This window comes from Pseudomonas khavaziana (genome assembly GCF_036704165.1).
Taxonomy (GTDB): Bacteria; Pseudomonadota; Gammaproteobacteria; order Pseudomonadales; family Pseudomonadaceae; genus Aquipseudomonas; species Aquipseudomonas khavaziana.
This window is the reverse complement of sequence record NZ_CP129946.1, coordinates 6,069,270-6,088,190: the sequence shown is the minus strand read 5'-3', so window position 1 is coordinate 6,088,190 and position 18,921 is coordinate 6,069,270. Positions and strand designations below refer to the sequence as shown.

At 59.5% G+C, this 18,921-nt stretch carries 19 protein-coding genes; 11 read left to right on the top strand and 8 right to left on the bottom strand.

Annotated features, from left to right (window positions below; all coding sequences use genetic code 11):
* Positions 1-6: 6 nt before the first annotated feature.
* Positions 7-894 (top strand): formate/nitrite transporter family protein, encoded by an 888-nt coding sequence (locus tag QYQ93_RS27225; RefSeq protein ID WP_043046222.1) that lies wholly within the window; start codon positions 7-9, stop codon positions 892-894.
* Here QYQ93_RS27225 and QYQ93_RS27220 read toward each other — a convergent pair.
* Positions 888-2,147 (bottom strand): cation:proton antiporter, encoded by a 1,260-nt coding sequence (locus QYQ93_RS27220; RefSeq protein ID WP_043046221.1) that lies wholly within the window; start codon positions 2,145-2,147, stop codon positions 888-890. The two genes, QYQ93_RS27225 and QYQ93_RS27220, sit on opposite strands and share 7 nt — an antisense overlap.
* Before the next feature lie 103 nt (positions 2,148-2,250).
* Between QYQ93_RS27220 and QYQ93_RS27215 the strand changes: the two genes are divergently transcribed.
* Both QYQ93_RS27215 and QYQ93_RS27210 read left to right on the top strand, forming a co-directional pair.
* Positions 2,251-3,084, top strand: coding sequence for an EamA family transporter (locus QYQ93_RS27215; protein WP_338475890.1), 834 nt, complete (start codon positions 2,251-2,253; stop codon positions 3,082-3,084).
* Between the two features lie 31 nt (positions 3,085-3,115).
* Positions 3,116-3,502, top strand: coding sequence for an MAPEG family protein (locus tag QYQ93_RS27210; RefSeq protein ID WP_043046220.1), 387 nt, complete (start codon positions 3,116-3,118; stop codon positions 3,500-3,502).
* A 125-nt stretch (positions 3,503-3,627) separates the two neighbouring features.
* On the opposite strand, the gene QYQ93_RS27205 is transcribed toward QYQ93_RS27210, so the two are convergent.
* The gene (locus QYQ93_RS27205) at positions 3,628-4,818 is read right to left on the bottom strand and encodes a murein transglycosylase A (RefSeq protein WP_043046218.1); all 1,191 of its coding nucleotides are present in this window, start codon (positions 4,816-4,818) and stop codon (positions 3,628-3,630) included.
* 129 nt (positions 4,819-4,947) lie between these two features.
* On the opposite strand from QYQ93_RS27205, the gene QYQ93_RS27200 reads away from it, so the two are divergent.
* Positions 4,948-5,397 (top strand): c-type cytochrome, encoded by a 450-nt coding sequence (locus QYQ93_RS27200; protein WP_043046216.1) that lies wholly within the window; start codon positions 4,948-4,950, stop codon positions 5,395-5,397.
* 6 nt (positions 5,398-5,403) lie between these two features.
* On the opposite strand, the gene QYQ93_RS27195 is transcribed toward QYQ93_RS27200, so the two are convergent.
* The 4 genes from QYQ93_RS27195 to QYQ93_RS27180 all read right to left on the bottom strand — a co-directional run bounded on the left by QYQ93_RS27195 (position 5,404) and on the right by QYQ93_RS27180 (position 9,817).
* A complete protein-coding gene (locus QYQ93_RS27195; protein ID WP_338475889.1) occupies positions 5,404-5,799 on the bottom strand; it encodes a DUF1090 domain-containing protein in 396 nt (131 codons plus the stop codon).
* A 36-nt stretch (positions 5,800-5,835) separates the two neighbouring features.
* The gene (gene ligB, locus QYQ93_RS27190) at positions 5,836-7,500 is read right to left on the bottom strand and encodes an NAD-dependent DNA ligase LigB (RefSeq protein ID WP_338475888.1); all 1,665 of its coding nucleotides are present in this window, start codon (positions 7,498-7,500) and stop codon (positions 5,836-5,838) included.
* A 111-nt stretch (positions 7,501-7,611) separates the two neighbouring features.
* Positions 7,612-8,802 carry a methionine adenosyltransferase gene (gene metK, locus QYQ93_RS27185; RefSeq protein WP_338475887.1) on the bottom strand — a complete coding sequence of 397 codons (1,191 nt, stop codon included), beginning with the start codon at positions 8,800-8,802 and terminating at the stop codon, positions 7,612-7,614.
* A 19-nt stretch (positions 8,803-8,821) separates the two neighbouring features.
* Complete coding sequence (locus QYQ93_RS27180) at positions 8,822-9,817, bottom strand: ArsR/SmtB family transcription factor (RefSeq protein ID WP_043046209.1); 996 nt, start codon at positions 9,815-9,817, stop codon at positions 8,822-8,824.
* A 259-nt stretch (positions 9,818-10,076) separates the two neighbouring features.
* Here QYQ93_RS27180 and tkt point away from each other — a divergent pair, with 259 nt between their 5' ends.
* The 6 genes from tkt (at position 10,077) to fba (ending at position 16,470) form a co-directional block, all read left to right on the top strand.
* Positions 10,077-12,074: a transketolase gene (tkt, locus tag QYQ93_RS27175; RefSeq protein WP_043046207.1), complete on the top strand. Its 1,998-nt coding sequence runs from the start codon at positions 10,077-10,079 to the stop codon at positions 12,072-12,074.
* A 169-nt stretch (positions 12,075-12,243) separates the two neighbouring features.
* Entirely contained in the window at positions 12,244-13,299 is a 1,056-nt protein-coding gene (gene epd, locus QYQ93_RS27170) for an erythrose-4-phosphate dehydrogenase (RefSeq protein ID WP_043046205.1), read from the top strand.
* A gap of 17 nt (positions 13,300-13,316) precedes the next feature.
* The gene (locus tag QYQ93_RS27165; RefSeq protein ID WP_338475885.1) at positions 13,317-14,480 is read left to right on the top strand and encodes a phosphoglycerate kinase; all 1,164 of its coding nucleotides are present in this window, start codon (positions 13,317-13,319) and stop codon (positions 14,478-14,480) included.
* 31 nt (positions 14,481-14,511) lie between these two features.
* Positions 14,512-14,739: a hypothetical protein gene (locus tag QYQ93_RS27160; protein WP_338475884.1), complete on the top strand. Its 228-nt coding sequence runs from the start codon at positions 14,512-14,514 to the stop codon at positions 14,737-14,739.
* Between the two features lie 63 nt (positions 14,740-14,802).
* Complete coding sequence (locus tag QYQ93_RS27155; protein ID WP_217880894.1) at positions 14,803-15,135, top strand: MliC family protein; 333 nt, start codon at positions 14,803-14,805, stop codon at positions 15,133-15,135.
* Positions 15,136-15,405: 270 nt separating this feature from the next.
* A complete protein-coding gene (gene fba, locus QYQ93_RS27150) occupies positions 15,406-16,470 on the top strand; it encodes a class II fructose-bisphosphate aldolase (protein WP_003177554.1) in 1,065 nt (354 codons plus the stop codon).
* A gap of 156 nt (positions 16,471-16,626) precedes the next feature.
* Here fba and QYQ93_RS27145 read toward each other — a convergent pair whose 3' ends face one another.
* Entirely contained in the window at positions 16,627-16,938 is a 312-nt protein-coding gene (locus QYQ93_RS27145) for a hypothetical protein (protein ID WP_124421788.1), read from the bottom strand.
* Between the two features lie 333 nt (positions 16,939-17,271).
* Between QYQ93_RS27145 and QYQ93_RS27140 the strand changes: the two genes are divergently transcribed.
* Positions 17,272-17,727, top strand: coding sequence for a hypothetical protein (locus tag QYQ93_RS27140; protein ID WP_338475883.1), 456 nt, complete (start codon positions 17,272-17,274; stop codon positions 17,725-17,727).
* A 308-nt stretch (positions 17,728-18,035) separates the two neighbouring features.
* On the opposite strand, the gene QYQ93_RS27135 is transcribed toward QYQ93_RS27140, so the two are convergent.
* Complete coding sequence (locus tag QYQ93_RS27135) at positions 18,036-18,701, bottom strand: polysaccharide lyase family 7 protein (RefSeq protein WP_043046198.1); 666 nt, start codon at positions 18,699-18,701, stop codon at positions 18,036-18,038.
* Between the last annotated feature and the right edge of the window lie 220 nt (positions 18,702-18,921).

Genomic DNA, 18,921 nt, shown 5'->3' with positions numbered 1-18,921 from the left:
AACATCATGGCCACTCAAGCAGACGGCAAGACCCCCAACCTGTCGCAGGAAGAGCAACAGGACGTCGACAAGAACCAGCCGCCGCGAGCGGCGGTTCTGCACGAAATCATCCGCACCCAGGGCGACCAGGAACTGGAACGCAGTGTCGCCGCCTTGTGGTGGTCGGCACTGGCGGCCGGGCTCACCATGGGGCTGTCATTGATGGCCATGGGGTTGCTCAATTCGCGGCTGCCGGACGGTGAAGGCTTCAAGGTGATAGCCAGCTTCGGCTATTGCGCGGGGTTTCTCGCAGTGATACTGGCGCGTCAGCAACTGTTTACCGAAAACACCCTGACTGCGGTGCTGCCGGTGATGAGCAAGCCTACCCTGGGCAATGCCGGTCGTCTGTTGCGCCTATGGTCAGTGGTGTTGGTGGGCAACCTGTGCGGCACCTTGTTGGTGGCCTACGTAATGTTGCACCTGCCGATCTTTGACACCAAGACTGACCTGGCCTTCCTCGATATCGGGCGCAAGATCATGGAAAACGATCCTGGACAGATGTTTGCCAAGGGCATTGTGTCCGGCTGGATGATCGCCACCATGGTCTGGATGATCCCTTCGATGGAAAGTGCGAAGATGTGGATCATCATCCTGATCACTTACCTGATGGCGCTGGGGGATTTCACCCATATCGTCGTCGGCTCGGCGGAGGTGTCCTACCTGGTATTTGCCGGCGAACTGCCGTGGAAGGACTTCTGGCTGATCTTTGCCGGGCCGACGCTGGCGGGCAACATCATCGGTGGCAGCTTCATCTTCGCACTGATCAGTCACGCGCAGATCCGCAGTGAAAGCAGCCTGCCGGGCAAAGCGGCTGCGGATCCAAGGCATCCGCAGCAGATCAACAAGGATCAGTGAGGTTCAGGCGCGGCCTGGGGCTCGTCCCGGGTCACGTGCTTGACCAGCTTGCCGATGCTCAAGCCCTGCAACAGGATCGATGACAGCACCACGATGTAGGTGATGCTCAGCAGCAGGTCACGCTCCGGGCCGAGCGGCAAGGCGAGGGCCAGTGCCACCGAGACGCCACCACGCAAGCCACCCCAGGTCAGGATGCGGATGGTGCCGCGTGGCACCGTGCGCCAGCGCCGCAACAGCAGGATGGCAGGGGCCACCGTCAACAGGCGTGACAGCAGGATCGCCAGCGCCAACAGGCTGGCTGCGAACACGTGCAACCAGTTGAATGGCAATAGCAGCAACTCCATGCCAATCAGCGCAAACAACAGGGCGTTGAGCATGTCGTCAAGCAGTTCCCAGAAGCCATCGAGGTAACGACGGGTCATGTCGTTCATCGCCAGCTTGCGCCCCAGGTTACCGATGATCAGTCCCGCGACGACCATCGCAATCGGCGCCGAGACGTGCAGTTCCGAAGCCATGGCCGAGCCGCCGATCACCAGGGCGAGGGTCAGCATGACTTCGATCTGATGCTGTTCGATGCTCTTGATCATCAGGTACACGAGGTAGCCGATCAGCCCGCCAAAGACCACGCCACCAATGGCTTCGTGGGCAAATAGCATAGCGGTGGCGCTCACGGTCGGCGTCTCGCCCAACTGCGCGATGCCCAGCAGCACGGTAAACACCACCACGGCGGTGCCGTCGTTGAACAGCGACTCGCCGACGATGGTGGTTTTCAACGGTTTCGATGCATTGGCGGTACGCAGTACGCCAAGCACCGCAATCGGGTCGGTGGGGGAAATCAGTGCGCCGAAGAGCAGGCAGTAAAGGAAGCTTACGTGCCAGCCAAACAGGGCGAAGATGTAGTACGCCAGGCTGCCGATCACGACGGTGGCGATCAGCACACCAAAGGTTGCCAGCAGGCCGATGGGCCAGCGATAGCTGCGCAGGTCGTTCAAGTTGACGTGCAAGGCGCCGGCGAACAGCAGGAACGAGAGCATCCAGTTCATCAGTAGATCGCCGAAATCGATCTGGCCGATCAGTTGCTGGACGCGTTCCTCCAGGCCAGGGAAGCCGAGCACGCTCAGGCCTTGCAGGATCAGCGAGAAGATCAGCGCGGTGACCATCACGCCGATGGTTGGCGGCAGGCCGATGAAACGGAAGTTCACATAGGTGAGCAGGGTGGTAAGGCAAATGAAGGCGGCGACAAGTTCAAGCATCCGGGATCCTTGGAGCGGGGAAATGTAGGCACACGAGGTGCGCCGAAGCAGGGTTTAGTATAAACAGGTGCAGTTACATGAAGAATCAATTGCGGAGGTCCTGGTGGTAGCGACAGCTCTGGTGCTGGTAGCGGCGCTGTTGCATGCGACGTGGAACACCTTGATCAAGTTCAGTGGCGAACGCTTGTTGATCATCGCCTGCATGGACAGCGTGGCGCTGCTGTTCGTGGTGGTTGCGGTAGGGTTTGTGGCCTTGCCGCCGCTGGACATCTGGCCGTGGATCATCGCCTCGGCACTGTTTGAATTGCTCTACCGCTATTTGTTGATCCAGGCCTATCGGGTCGGTGACCTGGGCCTGGTGTATCCGCTGATGCGCGGCTTATCGCCTTTGGTCGTGCTGATGCTGACCCTGGTGTTTGCCGGCGAGGTGCTGAGTACCCAGCAGATCCTGGGCATTTTGCTGATCCCGTTCGGCATGTTGTGCCTGTTGTGGCAGGGTGGGGGCGGTGATCGGTTGCCGTGGTCAATGCTGCCTGTGGTGTTGCTGATTGGTCTGTGCATCGGTTGCTACACCTTTCTGGATGGACAGGCATTGCGGCGTTGGTCGCACCCATTCGATTACCTGGTCTGGCTGACGCTGCTCAGCGCTTGGCCGTTTCCGTTACTGGCGTTGGTGCGCAGGCGCGCAGCGTTCAGCCTGTTCTGGCGCACCCAGTGGCGGTTGGGGCTGAGCGTGGGGTTATGTGTATTGTTGAGCTACGCTTTGGTGCTTTGGGCCATGCAGTTGGGCTCGATTGCCGAGGCCGCCGCGCTGCGGGAAGTCAGCGTGATTCTGGTGGTGCTGTTCGGCATGCGTTATTTGAAAGAACCTTTCGGCCGGCCACGGCTCATAGCCTGTGGGTTGGTATTGATCGGCATGTTCGTGATGAAATTCTAACCGTCAGATAAATCCAAAAAAGGAATGAGTGATGACAGTGGCTTTCTGGTGTGTGTTGATCGCAATTTTTCTGCCATATCTGTGCACGGGTGTGGCCAAGTTCAGCGGCGGCAAGTTCGGGCCCCGGCAAAACCACGACCCGCGGGCCTTCCTTGATACCCTCGAAGGCTTCGCCAAACGCGCCCACAGTGCCCAGCTCAACAGCTTTGAAGTAACCCCGGCGTTTGCTGCGGCAGTGATCATCGCGCACCTGGCCGGTACAGCAGAACTGGTGACGATCAATGTGCTGGCGGTGCTGTTTATCACCAGCCGTCTGCTGTACATCATTTGCTACCTGGCGGACTGGGCGATCTTACGTTCGCTGGTGTGGTTTGTTGGGATGGTGTTGATTGCGAGTTTCTTCTTCGTCTCGATCTAACGCTTGACGCAGAAACCTTGTGGGAGGGGGCTTGCTCCCGATGGCGGCGTATCAGTCGACATATTCATCGGCTGTTACATCGAATCGGGGGCAAGCCCCCTCCCACATTTGATCTTCAGCGTTTGTCAGGTACCAGCTGGCGCCTCTGGTAACTGGGGGAGTGGCGCACCCTTTGGCCACAGCATCCAGATCTGTCCCTGTTGCTTCATATTCCCTGCCAGCTCGCCTGCCGCATCGCCCGTGCCCCAGAACAGGTCTGCCCGCACTTCGCCAGTGATTGCGCCGCCGGTGTCCTGGGCTGCGACGGGCCGGATGATCGGTGAACCGTCGGGTTTGGTGGTCGACAGCCACAGCAGGCTACCCAGCGGGATCACCTTGCGATCCACCGCCACGCTATAGCCGGCGGTCAACGGCACGTTCAGCGAACCGCGCGGGCCTTCGTTGCTGTCGGGGCGGGCGCTGAAGAAAACGTAGCTGGGGTTGCTCGCCAGCAGCTCTGGAATGCGCTGCGGGTGTGCCTTGGCCCAGGCACTGATGGCGCCCATGGTCACTTCTTCTTTTTTCAGCTCGCCTTGCTCTACCAGCCAACGGCCAATAGGGCGATAGGGGTAGCCGTTCTGGTCGCCATAACCGACACGCAGTTGGCGACCGCCCGCCAGTTGAATACGCCCCGAACCCTGGATCTGCAAGAATTGCAGGTCCATCGGGTCAGTCAGCCAGGCAATCGGCTTGGCGGTCGAACCTTGGCTGTTGAGGGTGCTGGCGTCGTCGTAGGGCTTGAGTACGCGGCCTTCCAGGCGCCCGCGCAGGCGCTTGCCCTTGAGTTCCGGATAGATGCTTTCCAGATTGACGATGATCAGGTCATCCGGCACACCGTATACCGGCACGTGGGCGCTGGCGGTTTTGGTCAGGCTGCCAGGGTAGACCGGCTCGTAATAGCCGGTGATCAAGCCATGTGGCGTGTTGTCAGCCGAACGCAGGCCGAATACATCCAGATGCTCCTTGAGGAAGCCACGGACCGCCACGGCATCGCCCGGTACGCTGGCCGCTGCCGCGCAAGTTGTGCCCCACACCGGATCGGCCTTGAGGCGCTGGCAGGCACTGCGCCAGGATTCAAACCCGGCCAGCAAGTCGCTGTCGGCGACAACCGGCAAGGCTTCCCAAGGCGCACTCACATAGGTGGCGACGGCGTGAGGCTTGGCTTCTTCTTTGGCGACTTCTTTGTCGGTGTCTTTACCTGCATCACAGCCGGCCAGCAGCGCGATCATCGGCAGAGCCCACGCCAGGCGGCTCCAGGGTTTCAAGGTGATATTCATTTAGGCAATTCCTGAAACGATTGCCCGTGCGTCGCTGCAGGCGGGCAAACCTTATTATTAATAGGGCTATTGGTCTTTGTGGGCGGTGCGAGGATACTGGCCGCCGTTTTCCGTGACCTTGAAGCCATCATGATGTTAAAAAAACTCACCGTTGTACTGCTGGCCTGCCTGGCCTTGTCCGCCTGTGGCGGTGTCGACCCCAATTCCCCGCTGGGCCAGCGCAAGGCGATCTTCAAGCAGATGCTCAAGACCGGCGAAGACCTGGGCGGCATGTTGCGTGGACGTATTCCGTTCGACGGCGTCAAGTTCGCCGAGGGCGCGGTCAAGCTGGATGCCTTGTCCCATGAACCGTGGAAGCATTTCCCGAGTGTGCGCGAAGAAGACCACACCAGCGCCAAGGACGATGTCTGGCAAAAACAGGCGCAATTCCAGCAACTGGCCCGCGACCTTGAGGCGGCCACCGGTGAATTGGTGATCGCCAGCCAAGTGCAGCCCTACAAGGCCAGCAATCTCCAGCCTGCGGTGCAGAAAGTCGAAGATACCTGCAGCGCCTGCCATAAACAGTTCCGCGATCATTGATCGTTTTTACTGGTCGAGTTCTTCCACCGCGTCATGCAGTTCTTTGCGCGACTCGGCCAGTTTGTCCTTTCGCTTGTTGATCTTGTCCGGGTCGCCTTTTTTCATGGCCTTGTCGAGGTCGGCCTGACGGCGGGAGACTTCGTGCTTGGCGTCGAGCACCTTGTTTTCGCGTTCTTTTTTCAAGGCGGCGTCGGTGCAGTTGGCGGTGACTTCGCTCAGGGCTTTCTCCAGCCCGGCCTGTTGGGCGCTATTGCCGTGGGCTTTGGCTTGTTCGATCTGGGTGCTGATGGCCTGGCGCTTGGCGGCACAGCCGGTGAGCGGTTGCGCTTCTTCGGCGGCCAACAGTGGCGTGGCCGTGAAGCTTGCGAGGGTCAGTAAGGCAAGGGGGGCGAGAAATTTCATATAAAGCTCCAAGGTCGCAATCAGGTGGCTGGGGGGTCAAAACCCATCTATCCCGGCCCCACGTAATGTTTCAGCCAAGGCTCGTACCTGCGGGTCGCGAAAAAAAGCGCTGAGTTGCGCCGCACGTCCCGGGCCGATGCCGTCCGAGGCCAGCCAGGCTTGGGTGTCTTTGGCAACCAACGCCTGCCAGTCGCCTTCCAGGTTGTTGCGCGCCGCGGGCGGCACGCCCAGGGCCTTGAGCCATTGTGAAAAAGGGCGTTGCCGGGCGCTTTGAATATTGTCGAGCACCCGCGCGCGGGTGCGATCACCGAAGCCCTCAATGGTAGCAAGCTGCGCCGCATCCAGGGTTAACCAATCGAGAAAGCCTGCGATTAGACCCGCCTGGATCAATATGTTCCAGGTTTCACGGCCCATATGCGGCAAGGCCAGGCCCTGTTTGCTGCTCAGCCAGGTCAGGCGGGCAAGCAATTGATCTTCGCAGCCGGGGTCCAATTGCCAGCAGCTCAGGGCGTGAAAGGCTCGGGTATCGGGAACCTGCACATCCACCCTTGTGGCGTTGCGCAGGACCACCTCATCCAACCGGGGAATCACCTGGCCTGCCAGGCTGATGGACACTTGGTCGCCAGGACGGATATCCAGGGACTCCCAACGTTTCAATGAACTGGCGCTGACCCGGCTGATCTGCCGATCATCCAGGCGCACGGGTTCCAGCTCGAGGATGGGGGTAATACGCCCGGTACGCCCGACCTGGAACGCTATGTTGCGCACCAGCGCCAGGGCTTTCACCGGCGGATACTTCCAGGCCACCGCCCAATAGGGGGCGCTGGCCTGCCAGCGTTCGGCGGGCGCCCGCGCGGCCTGGTGCAGCACCACGCCATCACTGGCGAAGGGCAGTGGCGCGTTGTACCAGTGCGTGCGCCAATATGCAGCTTTGCTGATGTTCTCGATAGGGTGGCTGTAACGCTGGCTGTCGGTAAAACCCCAGTGCGTCAAGGTAGCCAGGCGTTCGTTGAAATCGCTCGGACCATCGGGCCAGGCCCAGACGAATAAGCCGATCCTTGCTGCCTCGGCATCGCTCAACTGTCGACGGTTCATCAGGCCAGCCACTTTGCTGCGTGCACTGAGCCCACCCTTCATCGATTGCACGTGGTGGTTCAGGCGCCAGTAAAGTTCGCCTTGCAACACCACATCCACTGCGTCTGGCAACTGTTGCACGATGCCCGGGATCCTGCGCCCGGAGGCTGACCAGTCGTGCCCCAGCAGGCCGTCGCCCCGGCTGATGAGCTGGTGCAAGCGACCCTGTCGATACACCAGCGTCACCCCGACGCCGTCGACCTTGGGCTGGACCCATACATCGTGACGGGTGCTGAGCCAGTCACTGACTGCCGACTCGTCCAGCAGCTTGCCCAGGCCGGTGTGCGCGACCGGATGGCGTAATGTGCCGCGTGAACTGGCCAGCGGATTATCAGCCTTCGGGAGGGGCTGGTGAGCGCATTCGTACCAGTGCACCAGGCGCTGACGGGCCTGGTCGTAGAGTTCGTCACTGATGGGGGAATGGCCCTGGCGGTGGTAACTGTCGTCCCACTGGCTGACCTGTCTGGTCAAGGTATCGAGTTGCGCGTGAGCGTCATCGGGGCACGCCTCTGCCCACGTCCAGGCGGGTAGAATACTGAGAAAAAAAGCCATGAACCTATGCATCATGAGCATCCTTGCTCGAAGAAGGGTGCCCAGCCTAAGTCATCCAAGTGCCCACAAAAAAGCCCCGACTGCTCGGGGCTTTTTACCGGGTGTTTCTGTCTGTCGCGCGAACGCTTACAGGCCGGCGGCAGTGCACAGGTCGTTAGCGCGGTCGGTTTTTTCCCAGGTGAAGGTGCTGAAGGTGTCGTCGCCAACGGTCTTCTGCGCCGGGGTACGACCGAAGTGGCCGTAGGCTGCGGTTTCCTGGTACATCGGGTGCAGCAGGTCAAGCATGGTGGTGATCGCGTAGGGGCGCAGGTCGAAGATCTCACGTACGAGCTTGACGATCTTGTCATCGCTGATCTTGCCGGTGCCGAAGGTATTCAGCGAAATCGACGTCGGCTGGGCTACGCCGATGGCGTAGGAAACCTGGATTTCGCAGCGCTCGGCCAGGCCGGCAGCCACAATGTTCTTGGCCACATAGCGACCGGCGTAAGCCGCGGAACGGTCAACCTTGGAGGGATCCTTGCCGGAGAACGCGCCGCCGCCGTGACGGGCCATGCCGCCGTAGCTGTCGACGATGATCTTGCGCCCGGTCAGGCCGCAGTCGCCCACCGGGCCGCCGATGATGAACTGGCCGGTCGGGTTGATATGGAACTGGGTGTCCTTGGTCAGCAACTCGGCAGGCAACACGTGCTTGACGATCAGCTCCATCACGCCTTCGCGCAGGTCGGCATAGGACACGTCGGGGTTGTGCTGGGTCGACAATACAACGGCGTCGATCCCCACGACCTTGCCGCCTTCGTAGCGGCAGGTCACCTGGGACTTGGCGTCCGGGCGCAGCCATGGCAACAATCCGGATTTACGCGCCTCGGCCTGACGCTGCACCAGCTGGTGCGAGAAGGTGATCGGCGCCGGCATCAGCACGTCGGTCTCGTTGCTGGCGTAGCCGAACATCAGGCCCTGGTCGCCGGCGCCCTGGTCTTCAGGCTTGGCACGGTCAACACCCTGGTTGATGTCAGGCGACTGCTTGCCGATGATGTTCATCACGCCGCAGGTCGCGCCATCGAAGCCGACGTCGGAGCTGTTGTAGCCAATATCGGTGATCACGTCACGAACGATCTGCTCCAGGTCGACCCAGGCGGTGGTGGTGACTTCGCCGGCGATGATCGCCACGCCCGTTTTCACCAGCGTCTCGCACGCCACGCGGGCGAACTTGTCTTCAGCGATGATAGCGTCCAGCACCGCGTCAGAGATCTGGTCGGCGATTTTGTCCGGATGCCCTTCAGACACGGACTCGGAGGTGAAAAGGGAGTATTCGCTCATCTCGATGTTTTCCTGATATTTACCGATGGTGAGTGTCGCCAGCCGGCCGCTGAAAATGGCGGACCTGAATCTGGAAACCATTACGTAAACCTACATAGAGGCTTTCCCCGGGAACGAGTCCCGCAGCGGTGGCCCAACGGGCCAGATCGTCCTGTTCAAAACCCAGCCAGAGATCACCGCAGGCCTCCTTGGCCCAATTCTGGTTGTGGCTGCATAAATCCGTCACCAGCAGGCTACCGCCGGGGTGCAGCAACCCGGCCATTTGCTTGAGGGCATCGGCCGGGGCGGCGAAATGGTGCAAGACCATGTTCAGTACCACGCAATCGGCCCGCAGGCCGGTGTCGCCCAGGGCGTCGGCCAACTGCAGGCGCACATTGCCCAAGGCTTCGCGTTCACACAACTGGCGCGCCAATTCCAGCATCGCCGGGCTGTTGTCCAGCGCCGTGACCTGCACAAAGCGGCGCGCCAGTTCCGGCAGGAAACCGCCGTCGCCAGGGCCGACTTCCAGGGCCGTGGCCTTATCACTGAAGCTCAGCTTGTCCAATAGCGCCAGCACGCTTTCGCGGTATTGGGCCAGCCCGGCGATCAGGTCCTGCTGGGCGCGAAACTTGTCGGCAACCCGGGAAAAAAAGTCCTGGCTGGCGGCGGCGCGTTGCCCGTGCACCTGGCCGATCCGCGCTTGCACATCGCTTGGCAGCCCCAGGTTGTCCACTTCCTCAAGCAAGGCCGCGTGCAGTTTGCCGCCCAGCTGTTCGGTGTGGGGCAGGGCGCGGCGGTAAAAGATCGCATTGCCTTCGCGGCGGGTGGCCACCAGGTCGGCCTGGGCCAGCACCTTCAAATGGTGGCTCATGCCGGACTGGCCGATGGCGAAAATCTGCGCCAGTTCCAATACGCCGAAAGAATCGTTGGCCAGTGCACGCAATACGTTCAAGCGCAACGGATCGCCAGCGGCCTTGCACAAGGCTGCAAGCTCATCGCCATCGTCAGGACGCAGGGAGGGCACGGGTAGGTTCATAAGGCCAGCAGTCTAGTGACGGGTTGGGATCCCCGCAAGGCCAATATCAAAAAGTTTTGATATTGATCGATAAGTGGCGGTTATAAGCCACCGCTATAACCCCTAGACGAATCTGTGGCAGGGTTCTGCAAGGGATAACTGTAGAAACCTTGGGAAAAAGCCCTTCAAGTGACTATCTGTCATTGCCCGCAGGCGGTGGCTGAGGGAAAATGCCGGTCCTTTTTTCCGTTTCTTTTAAGCAAACTCCAGGAGATCAGCGATGCCCAGCCGTCGTGAGCGTGCCAACGCCATTCGTGCCCTCAGCATGGATGCCGTGCAAAAAGCCAACAGCGGCCATCCCGGTGCCCCGATGGGCATGGCGGATATCGCCGAGGTACTTTGGCGTGACTACCTGAAACACAACCCGAGCAACCCGTCGTTCGCCGACCGTGACCGCTTCGTGCTGTCCAACGGCCACGGCTCGATGCTGATTTACTCGCTGCTGCACCTGACCGGCTACGACGTCACCATCGACGACCTCAAGAGCTTCCGCCAGCTGCACAGCCGCACCCCGGGCCACCCGGAATTCGGCTACACCCCAGGCGTGGAGACCACTACCGGTCCCCTGGGCCAAGGCCTGGCCAACGCCGTAGGCTTTGCGCTGGCGGAAAAAGTCCTGGGCGCGCAGTTCAACCGCCCCGGCCACGACATCGTCGACCACCACACCTACGTGTTCCTGGGTGATGGCTGCATGATGGAAGGCATTTCCCACGAAGTTGCATCCCTGGCCGGTACTCTCGGCCTGGGCAAGCTGATTGCATTCTACGATGACAATGGCATTTCCATTGACGGCGAAGTCGAAGGCTGGTTCACCGATGACACCCCGAAGCGTTTCGAAGCCTACAACTGGCAGGTGATCCGCAATGTCGACGGCCACGATCCGGAAGAAATCAAGATCGCCATCGACACCGCGCGCAAGAGCGCGCAGCCGACCCTGATCTGCTGCAAGACCACCATCGGCTTCGGCTCGCCGAACAAGCAAGGTAAAGAAGACTGCCACGGCGCCCCACTGGGTGACGCGGAAATCGCCCTGACCCGCGAAGCGCTGAAGTGGAACCACGGCCCGTTTGAAATCCCGGCCGACATCTACGCCGAATGGGATGCCAAGGAAAAAGGCCTGGCCACCGAAGCCGAATGGGACCAGCGTTTCGCTGCCTACTCCGCCGAATTCCCGGAATTGGCCAACGAGCTGGTACGCCGCCTGGCCGGTGACCTGCCTGCCGACTTCTCGGCGAAAGCCTCGGCCTACATCGCCGAAGTCGCGGCCAAGGGCGAGACCATCGCCAGCCGTAAAGCCAGCCAGAACACCCTGAACGCGTTTGGCCCGCTGCTGCCTGAGATTCTCGGCGGCTCGGCCGACCTGGCCGGTTCCAACCTGACCCTGTGGAAAGGCTGCAAAGGTGTATCGGCAGAAGACGCCAGCGGCAACTACATGTACTACGGCGTGCGCGAGTTCGGCATGAGCGCCATCATGAACGGCGTGTCCCTGCACGGCGGCCTGGTGCCATACGGCGCGACCTTCCTGATGTTCATGGAATACGCCCGTAACGCCGTGCGCATGGCCGCACTGATGAAGAAACGCGTGATCCATGTGTACACCCACGACTCCATCGGCCTGGGCGAAGACGGCCCGACGCACCAGCCGGTCGAGCAACTGACCAGTCTGCGTACCACGCCGAACCTGGATTGCTGGCGCCCAGCCGACGCGGTCGAATCCGCCGTGGCCTGGAAGCATGCCATCGAGCGCAAGGACGGTCCTTCGGCGCTGATCTTCTCGCGTCAGAACCTGCAACACCAGGTGCGTACCGACGCGCAGATCGCCGACATCAGCCGTGGTGGCTATGTGCTCAAGGACTGCATCGGCGAGCCGGAGCTGATCCTGATCTCCACTGGTTCCGAAGTGGGCCTGACCGTCCAGGCCTACGACAAGCTGACCGCCCAGGGCCGCAATGTGCGTGTTGTATCCATGCCGTGCACCAGCGTGTTCGAAGCCCAGGACGCCGGCTACAAGCAGTCGGTGTTGCCTTTGCAGGTCAGCGCGCGTATCGCTGTCGAAGCGGCCCACGCCGACTACTGGTACAAGTATGTGGGCCTGGAAGGCCGCGTGATCGGCATGACCACCTACGGTGAGTCGGCGCCGGCGCCAGCGTTGTTCGAAGAGTTCGGTTTCACCCTGGAAAATATCTTGGGTCAGGCTGAAGAGCTGCTGGAAGACTAAGGCGCTAACGCGGTGGCCCACTGGTCACCGCCTCTACTGTAGGAGCGAGCTTGCTCGCGAAGATCGTTAACGATAACGCAGTGTTTCTGGTTTAACGCGGCGCTCTCAAGTTCTTCGCGAGCAAGCTCGCTCCTACAGTGGTTTGTGTCGCCCACAATGCGAGAACCCCATGCCCCAACCGCGTCCTTACAAAGTTGCACTCAACGGCTACGGCCGCATTGGTCGTTGCGTCTTGCGTGCGCTGTTCGAGCGAGGGACGGCGGCCGGGTTTGAAATTGTTGCGATCAACGATCTGGCCGATATGGCCAGCATCGAATACCTGACACGCTTTGACTCCACTCACGGGCGCTTTCCCGGCGAAGTGCGGGTCGACGGCGATTGTCTGCATATCAATGGCGACTGCGTAAAAGTGTTGCGCAGTGCCACGCCCGAGGGCATCGACTGGGCGGCGCTGGGCGTCGACCTGGTGTTGGAATGCTCCGGTGCCTATCACACCCGTGCCGATGGCCAGCGTTTTCTCGATGCCGGCGCGCCGCGCGTGCTGTTCTCCCAGCCGATGGCCAGTGAGGCGGATGTGGACGCCACCATCGTCTACGGCATCAACCAGGATTGCCTGACCGGCGATGAACTGCTGGTGTCCAACGCCTCGTGCACCACCAACTGCAGCGTGCCGTTGTTGCGCCTGCTGGATCAGGCGATTGGCCTGGATTACGTGTCGATCACCACGATTCACTCGGCGATGAACGACCAGCCGGTAATCGACGCCTATCACCACGAAGACCTGCGCCGTACGCGTTCGGCGTTCCAGTCGGTGATTCCGGTGTCCACAGGTTTGGCTCGCGGCATCGAGCGACTGTTGCCGGAACTTGCCGGGCGAATCCAGGCCAAAGCCGTACGGGTGCCGACGGTGAATGTGTCTTGCCTGGATATCACCATGCAAACCGTCAGCGACACCGATGCGACGGAGGTCAACCGGATCCTGCGCGAGGCCGCCACCAGCGGCCCGCTCAAAGGCTTGCTGGCCTACACCGAGTTGCCCCACGCCAGTTGCGATTTCAACCATGACCCGCATTCGGCGATTGTCGATGCCAGCCAGACTCGCGTTTCCGGCCCGAGGCTGGTGAACATCCTGGCCTGGTTCGACAACGAGTGGGGCTTTGCCAACCGAATGCTGGATGTTGCGGAACATTATCTGCACATCGCCTCTAAACAACCTCAACAGTAATTCAGGAACTGCGACCCATGACCGTGTTGAAGATGACCGACCTCGATCTGCAAGGTAAGCGCGTACTGATCCGCGAAGACCTCAACGTCCCAGTCAAGGACGGTGTTGTCACCAGCGACGCGCGAATCCTGGCCTCGCTGCCGACCATCAAGCTGGCCCTGGAAAAAGGCGCGGCCGTGATGATCTGCTCCCACCTGGGTCGCCCGACCGAAGGTGAGTTTTCTGCTGAAAACAGCCTCAAGCCGGTAGCTGAATACCTGAGCAAGGCCCTGGGCCGTGATGTGCCGTTGGTGGCTGACTACCTGGGTGGCGTTGATGTTAAGCCTGGCGACATCGTGCTGTTCGAAAACGTGCGCTTCAACAAGGGCGAGAAGAAGAACAGCGACGAACTGGCCCAGCAATATGCCGCGCTGTGCGACGTATTCGTGATGGACGCTTTCGGCACTGCGCACCGTGCCGAAGGTTCGACCCACGGTGTGGCCAAGTTCGCCAAAGTCGCCGCTGCCGGCCCGCTGCTGGCCGCTGAGCTGGATGCATTGGGCAAGGCCCTGGGTGCTCCGGCCCAGCCGATGGCCGCCATCGTTGCCGGCTCCAAGGTCTCCACCAAGCTCGATGTGCTCAATAGCCTCAGCCAGATCTGCAACCAGCTGATTGTCGGCGGCGGCATTGCCAACACCTTCCTGGCCGCAGCCGGCCATCCGGTGGGCAAGTCCCTGTATGAGCCGGATCTGTTGGATACCGCCCGCGCCATCGCCGCCAAAGTCAGCGTGCCATTGCCGGTGGACGTGGTCGTTGCCAAAGAGTTCGCTGAAAGCGCCGAAGCCACCGTCAAGCTCATCGCTGACGTGGCCGCTGACGACATGATCCTGGATATCGGCCCGCAAACTGCGGCCAACTTCGCCGAACTGCTCAAGGCATCCCAGACTATTCTGTGGAATGGCCCGGTGGGCGTGTTCGAGTTCGACCAGTTCGGCAACGGCACAAAGGTACTGGCCAAGGCGATCGCCGAAAGCTCGGCTTTCTCCATCGCCGGCGGTGGCGACACTCTGGCGGCCATCGATAAATACGGCGTTGCTGATCAGATCTCCTACATTTCTACCGGTGGCGGCGCCTTCCTCGAGTTCGTCGAGGGCAAGGTGCTGCCAGCCGTGGAAGTGCTGGAAACCCGAGCCAAGGGCTAAGGCTCGCGTGATCAGGAAAAGGAGTGTTCCCATGATCAAGTCGTTGGCACTGGTAATCGCAGCGGGCCTGCTGGCCGGCTGCGGCAGCACGCCAAATGCGGCGCCCGAGGCGGATAACGCCAAGGCACCGCTGAAAAAAAGCTGTTACCAGGCTGACTGGCAAGCCGAGACCATGCCGGTGATCAACAAGCGCATCGGCAACGAACGGCTGGAGAAATACGATTCCGCGCCCAACGGTCAGGAACAGGGCTGCCCATGACGGGTCTGATCCACTAACCGACAGTAAAGGCGGCCTTCCGGGGTCGCCGTTCGAGGATTGGCAATGAAAGGCGTTTTCGCCCTGGCAGCCCTGGCCCTGTTGGCTGGCTGCAGCAGCATGAACATGTTTAACAAGGCAGAGCCTGCCGATAAGTGGACCACCTGGACCTGCGACAGCAAGGCCGAGGTCAACTGGCGCTTCGCCAACCAGGCCCGTAGCGAGGTGGATGTACGCCTCGGTGGTTCGGACCAGGTTTACCGTCTCAAGCAGGACGTGGCGGCCTCGGGCGCGCTGTACAGCGATGGCCAGTTGGCGTTTCACACCAAGGGTGAGGAAGGCCTGGTTTACTGGGTGGCCACCGATGATTTGATCGGGCGCGGCTGTAAGGCCAATTGAGAACTCTCATGAAATGAGACCCAAATGTGGGAGGGGGCTTGCCCCCGATAGCGGTCATCCTGACACCTGTGTGCGGGCTGACACACTGCAATCGGGGGCGAGCTCCCTCCCACATTGATTCGGTTTCAGATTGGAATTTGAGTCGGCTACACCAGCAATAACGATTCAGCAGCACAAGGCTCAACCCCTTGATCTGCAATAACTTGAATAGCAGCCGCCGCTACGGCAGGCTTGCACGATTAACGACCCTCGACCGGGAGAGACAACACAATGGCACTTATCAGCATGCGTCAAATGCTGGACCACGCAGCCGAATTCGGCTACGGCGTCCCAGCCTTTAACGTCAACAACCTTGAGCAGATGCGCGCCATCATGGAAGCCGCTGACAAGACCGACTCCCCAGTGATCGTCCAGGCTTCGGCCGGTGCGCGCAAATACGCCGGCGCCCCGTTCCTGCGTCACCTGATCCTCGCCGCCATCGAAGAATTCCCGCATATCCCGGTGTGCATGCACCAGGACCACGGCACCAGCCCTGACGTGTGCCAGCGCTCCATCCAGCTGGGTTTCAGCTCGGTGATGATGGATGGCTCCCTCGGCGAAGACGGCAAGACCCCGACCGACTACGAATACAACGTACGCGTCACCCAACAAACCGTCGCCATGGCTCACGCCTGCGGCGTATCGGTTGAAGGCGAGCTGGGCTGCCTGGGTTCGCTTGAAACCGGCATGGCCGGCGAAGAAGACGGCATCGGCGCCGAAGGCGTGCTGGATCACAGCCAGATGCTGACCGACCCGGAAGAAGCTGCCGACTTCGTCAAGAAGACCCAGGTCGACGCCCTGGCCATCGCCATCGGCACCAGCCACGGCGCCTACAAGTTCACCAAGCCACCTACTGGCGACGTGCTGGCCATCGACCGCATCAAGGAAATCCACAAGCGCATCCCCAACACCCACCTGGTGATGCACGGCTCTTCCTCGGTACCCCAAGAGTGGCTGGCGATCATCAACCAGTACGGCGGCGACATTAAAGAAACCTACGGTGTACCGGTTGAAGAAATCGTCGAAGGCATCAAGTACGGCGTGCGCAAGGTCAACATCGATACTGACCTGCGCCTGGCCTCCACCGGTGCGATGCGTCGCCTGATGGCCACCAACCCGAGCGAGTTCGATCCGCGTAAGTTCTTCGGTGCTACCGTGACTGCGATGCGCGATGTGTGTATTGCGCGCTACGAAGCGTTTGGTACTGCGGGTAATGCTTCGAAGATCAAGCCGATCTCGTTGGAAGCGATGTACCAGCGTTATTTGAAGGGTGAGTTGAACGCTAAGGTGAACTGAGCCTTCGACGTTAATAAAAAGAACCCACAGTGTGTGGGTTCTTTTTTTGGTTTCGTTAAAAAGCCATAAGCTTTTAATTTATTACGCTGGTATGCTTGGAAAGAATCATGTCGTGCGCATGAAAAAAGTCGAATAGCAACTGTTTTTAATCGATTGTTACTGTCGGCCCAGCCCGAAGCCCTGAAATGTCCAAACCCCATTTGGGCCTGCGAAGTTACGACCGCCACTTAACGTTCTAAAGTCGGAAGTATTGAAGGTCCAGCTTTCAGAGTTGTTTCCGATAGTGCCTGTCAACATAATAGTCGTGGTGGTTGCTCCGATGGTTTGATGTCCTGTGAGTGTGCCGGTTTGTCCATTCACGCTGGCAGTGGCTGTAACTGGACCGCCGGTGTCATCACTGCTAGTAACATATAGGTAAATGTGAGCGCCGCCGTAAGAGCCGAAGTAGTTTCCGACGAGTTGACCCATGATGATATTCCTTTCATTCGATTTAAAGTTTAGTTTGTATTTTTTCTCCTCAGTGATACGTGAGAAATACTAAGAGATTTTCTAAGGGGAGTGACCTGTCAAAGATGACAGTTTTTTATAACGGTTGGCTATTGGTTATATGGCTTTAACTGTTTAAGGAAAGCAGATTTATTTAGCCAAGGGATAGGTTCTCCGAAGCTACGCCTTTTAAAGCTATTAATATTCCATTGCTTATTTCGAATTTCAATTTAAAACTGTCAAAGTTGACAGTATCGTTCGCCGCTAATTTCCGCACACTGGGGGGACAGTAAATCAACCAGGGAAGAATACGCTATGAACCATTCACATCTTTTAAAGTGGTTTCCAAGCATCACTGTAGCCACCGCATTAGCGCTGACGGGGAATGCCTATGCTGCGCCTCTAACGTGCCCGGATGTCTCAACTATCAAGGCGGTGAGCATTCAATTTTCAGATGGCAAGCAGGAGTGGAATGGCGAGCAGCTCATTGAAGATAGCTCGATGGCTGCGGAATTTGAATTTTTAGGCGCGGCGATCAAGCAGGGAACAGACAGCGAAACGAAGTTGCCTTATAGCTATGTGATCTGCAATTACGGAGGCAAAGGCAAGGATGACTATTTAAGACTTTCCAAGCGATTTACCTTACCTCCAGTGGCTAAAGGCAATGCTTGGAGCGAGGAAAAGGAATGTAAAAATGACAATGTCACAAACTGTGCTTTTGAGTTGGTGAATTCAAAAGGTCCGGCGAAATTTACATTGCCTTCTCAGTAGTTAGGCGAAGCTCTCATAACAAAGACGGCCATCGGCAAGAATGCCGGGCCTGTCTCGACGGGGGGCGGTTTTAACTCTGTAGGGCTGCGAAAACCTATCGCCGATCAATGCCAGCGAAGGGGCGAACTCTAAGCGGCGAGTTGGTTGACCGCAACGGTACTGTAGGACGAGCGCCGCATCCTCGGGCCAGGCAGGGTAAATGTGGGAGGGGGCAGGCCCTCTCCCACAGGTGGACTGCGGCGGGTTCAAGGCCTGGGAACGGCCCTTGGGTTTATCGGACCTTGCCTACTCAAGGTTGGCCGGTCCGTCTATTCATGGTCAATATCCAGTTTCGCAAACGTCACCCGTGCCCCTTCCTGGCTGTCCCCACTGTTGTCCTGCACATACACCCCGGCCTTGAAGTACAACGGCTTGTCGCCCCAGGCCGCGCCTATGCGTTCATTCCACTCGCTGTCGGCGGCATACACGCTGAGCAGCCCGGCTTTGTTGAGGTTGATCACGTAGGTGAAGCTCTTCTCCAGCGGCACATTGGAGGCGACGATGATCACCCGGCTCTCGGCTTCATCCGGGCGCATGCGCACCTTGGCGACGATGTTGCCGGTCTGGGTTTTTTCCTTGAATTGGTACTCCAGCTTGATCAGCGGTTTCTGGCTGTCATAGGCGTGGATCTGGCCGATCACGATCTTGCCGGAGGAGGGCACTTGATTGACCGCCAGGGTGGCGCGCAGAAAGTTGTCGGCCTCGGGGTAGGTCCAGTTGCGCAGGCGGCCATCGGCGTAGGTTTCGCGCAGTTCGCTACGCGGGTAGATGGCGTTTTCGGTGCGGGTGCCCGTGACGGGAGTCCAGAACTGCACGTCGCTGCCTTCGGCCTGGAAGTATTGATCGTTGAAGCCGCTCAGTAGCCTCGGGGTGTCGATGGTTGTGGGCGGGGAGCCGACCGGAATGCTCAGGTTCCAGGTGGAAAGGTCGATCATGGTGTTGGCCTTTTACAGAGGGTGAAAGCGTTGGCCCGCAGGCCTTACCGGTTCTTTATAGGCGCTGCTCGTACGATTGTTAAACAATTGCTGGCAATTTATTGGCGTCAGAGGAGTGCCAAAAAGCCATGTTGCCCATGAATCGCGGGCTACAGGGCCTTACCGTTAGTCGGCTTCCTTGGCTTTGGTGCAATGAGGGCATCCGCGTCACTTCTGCTTT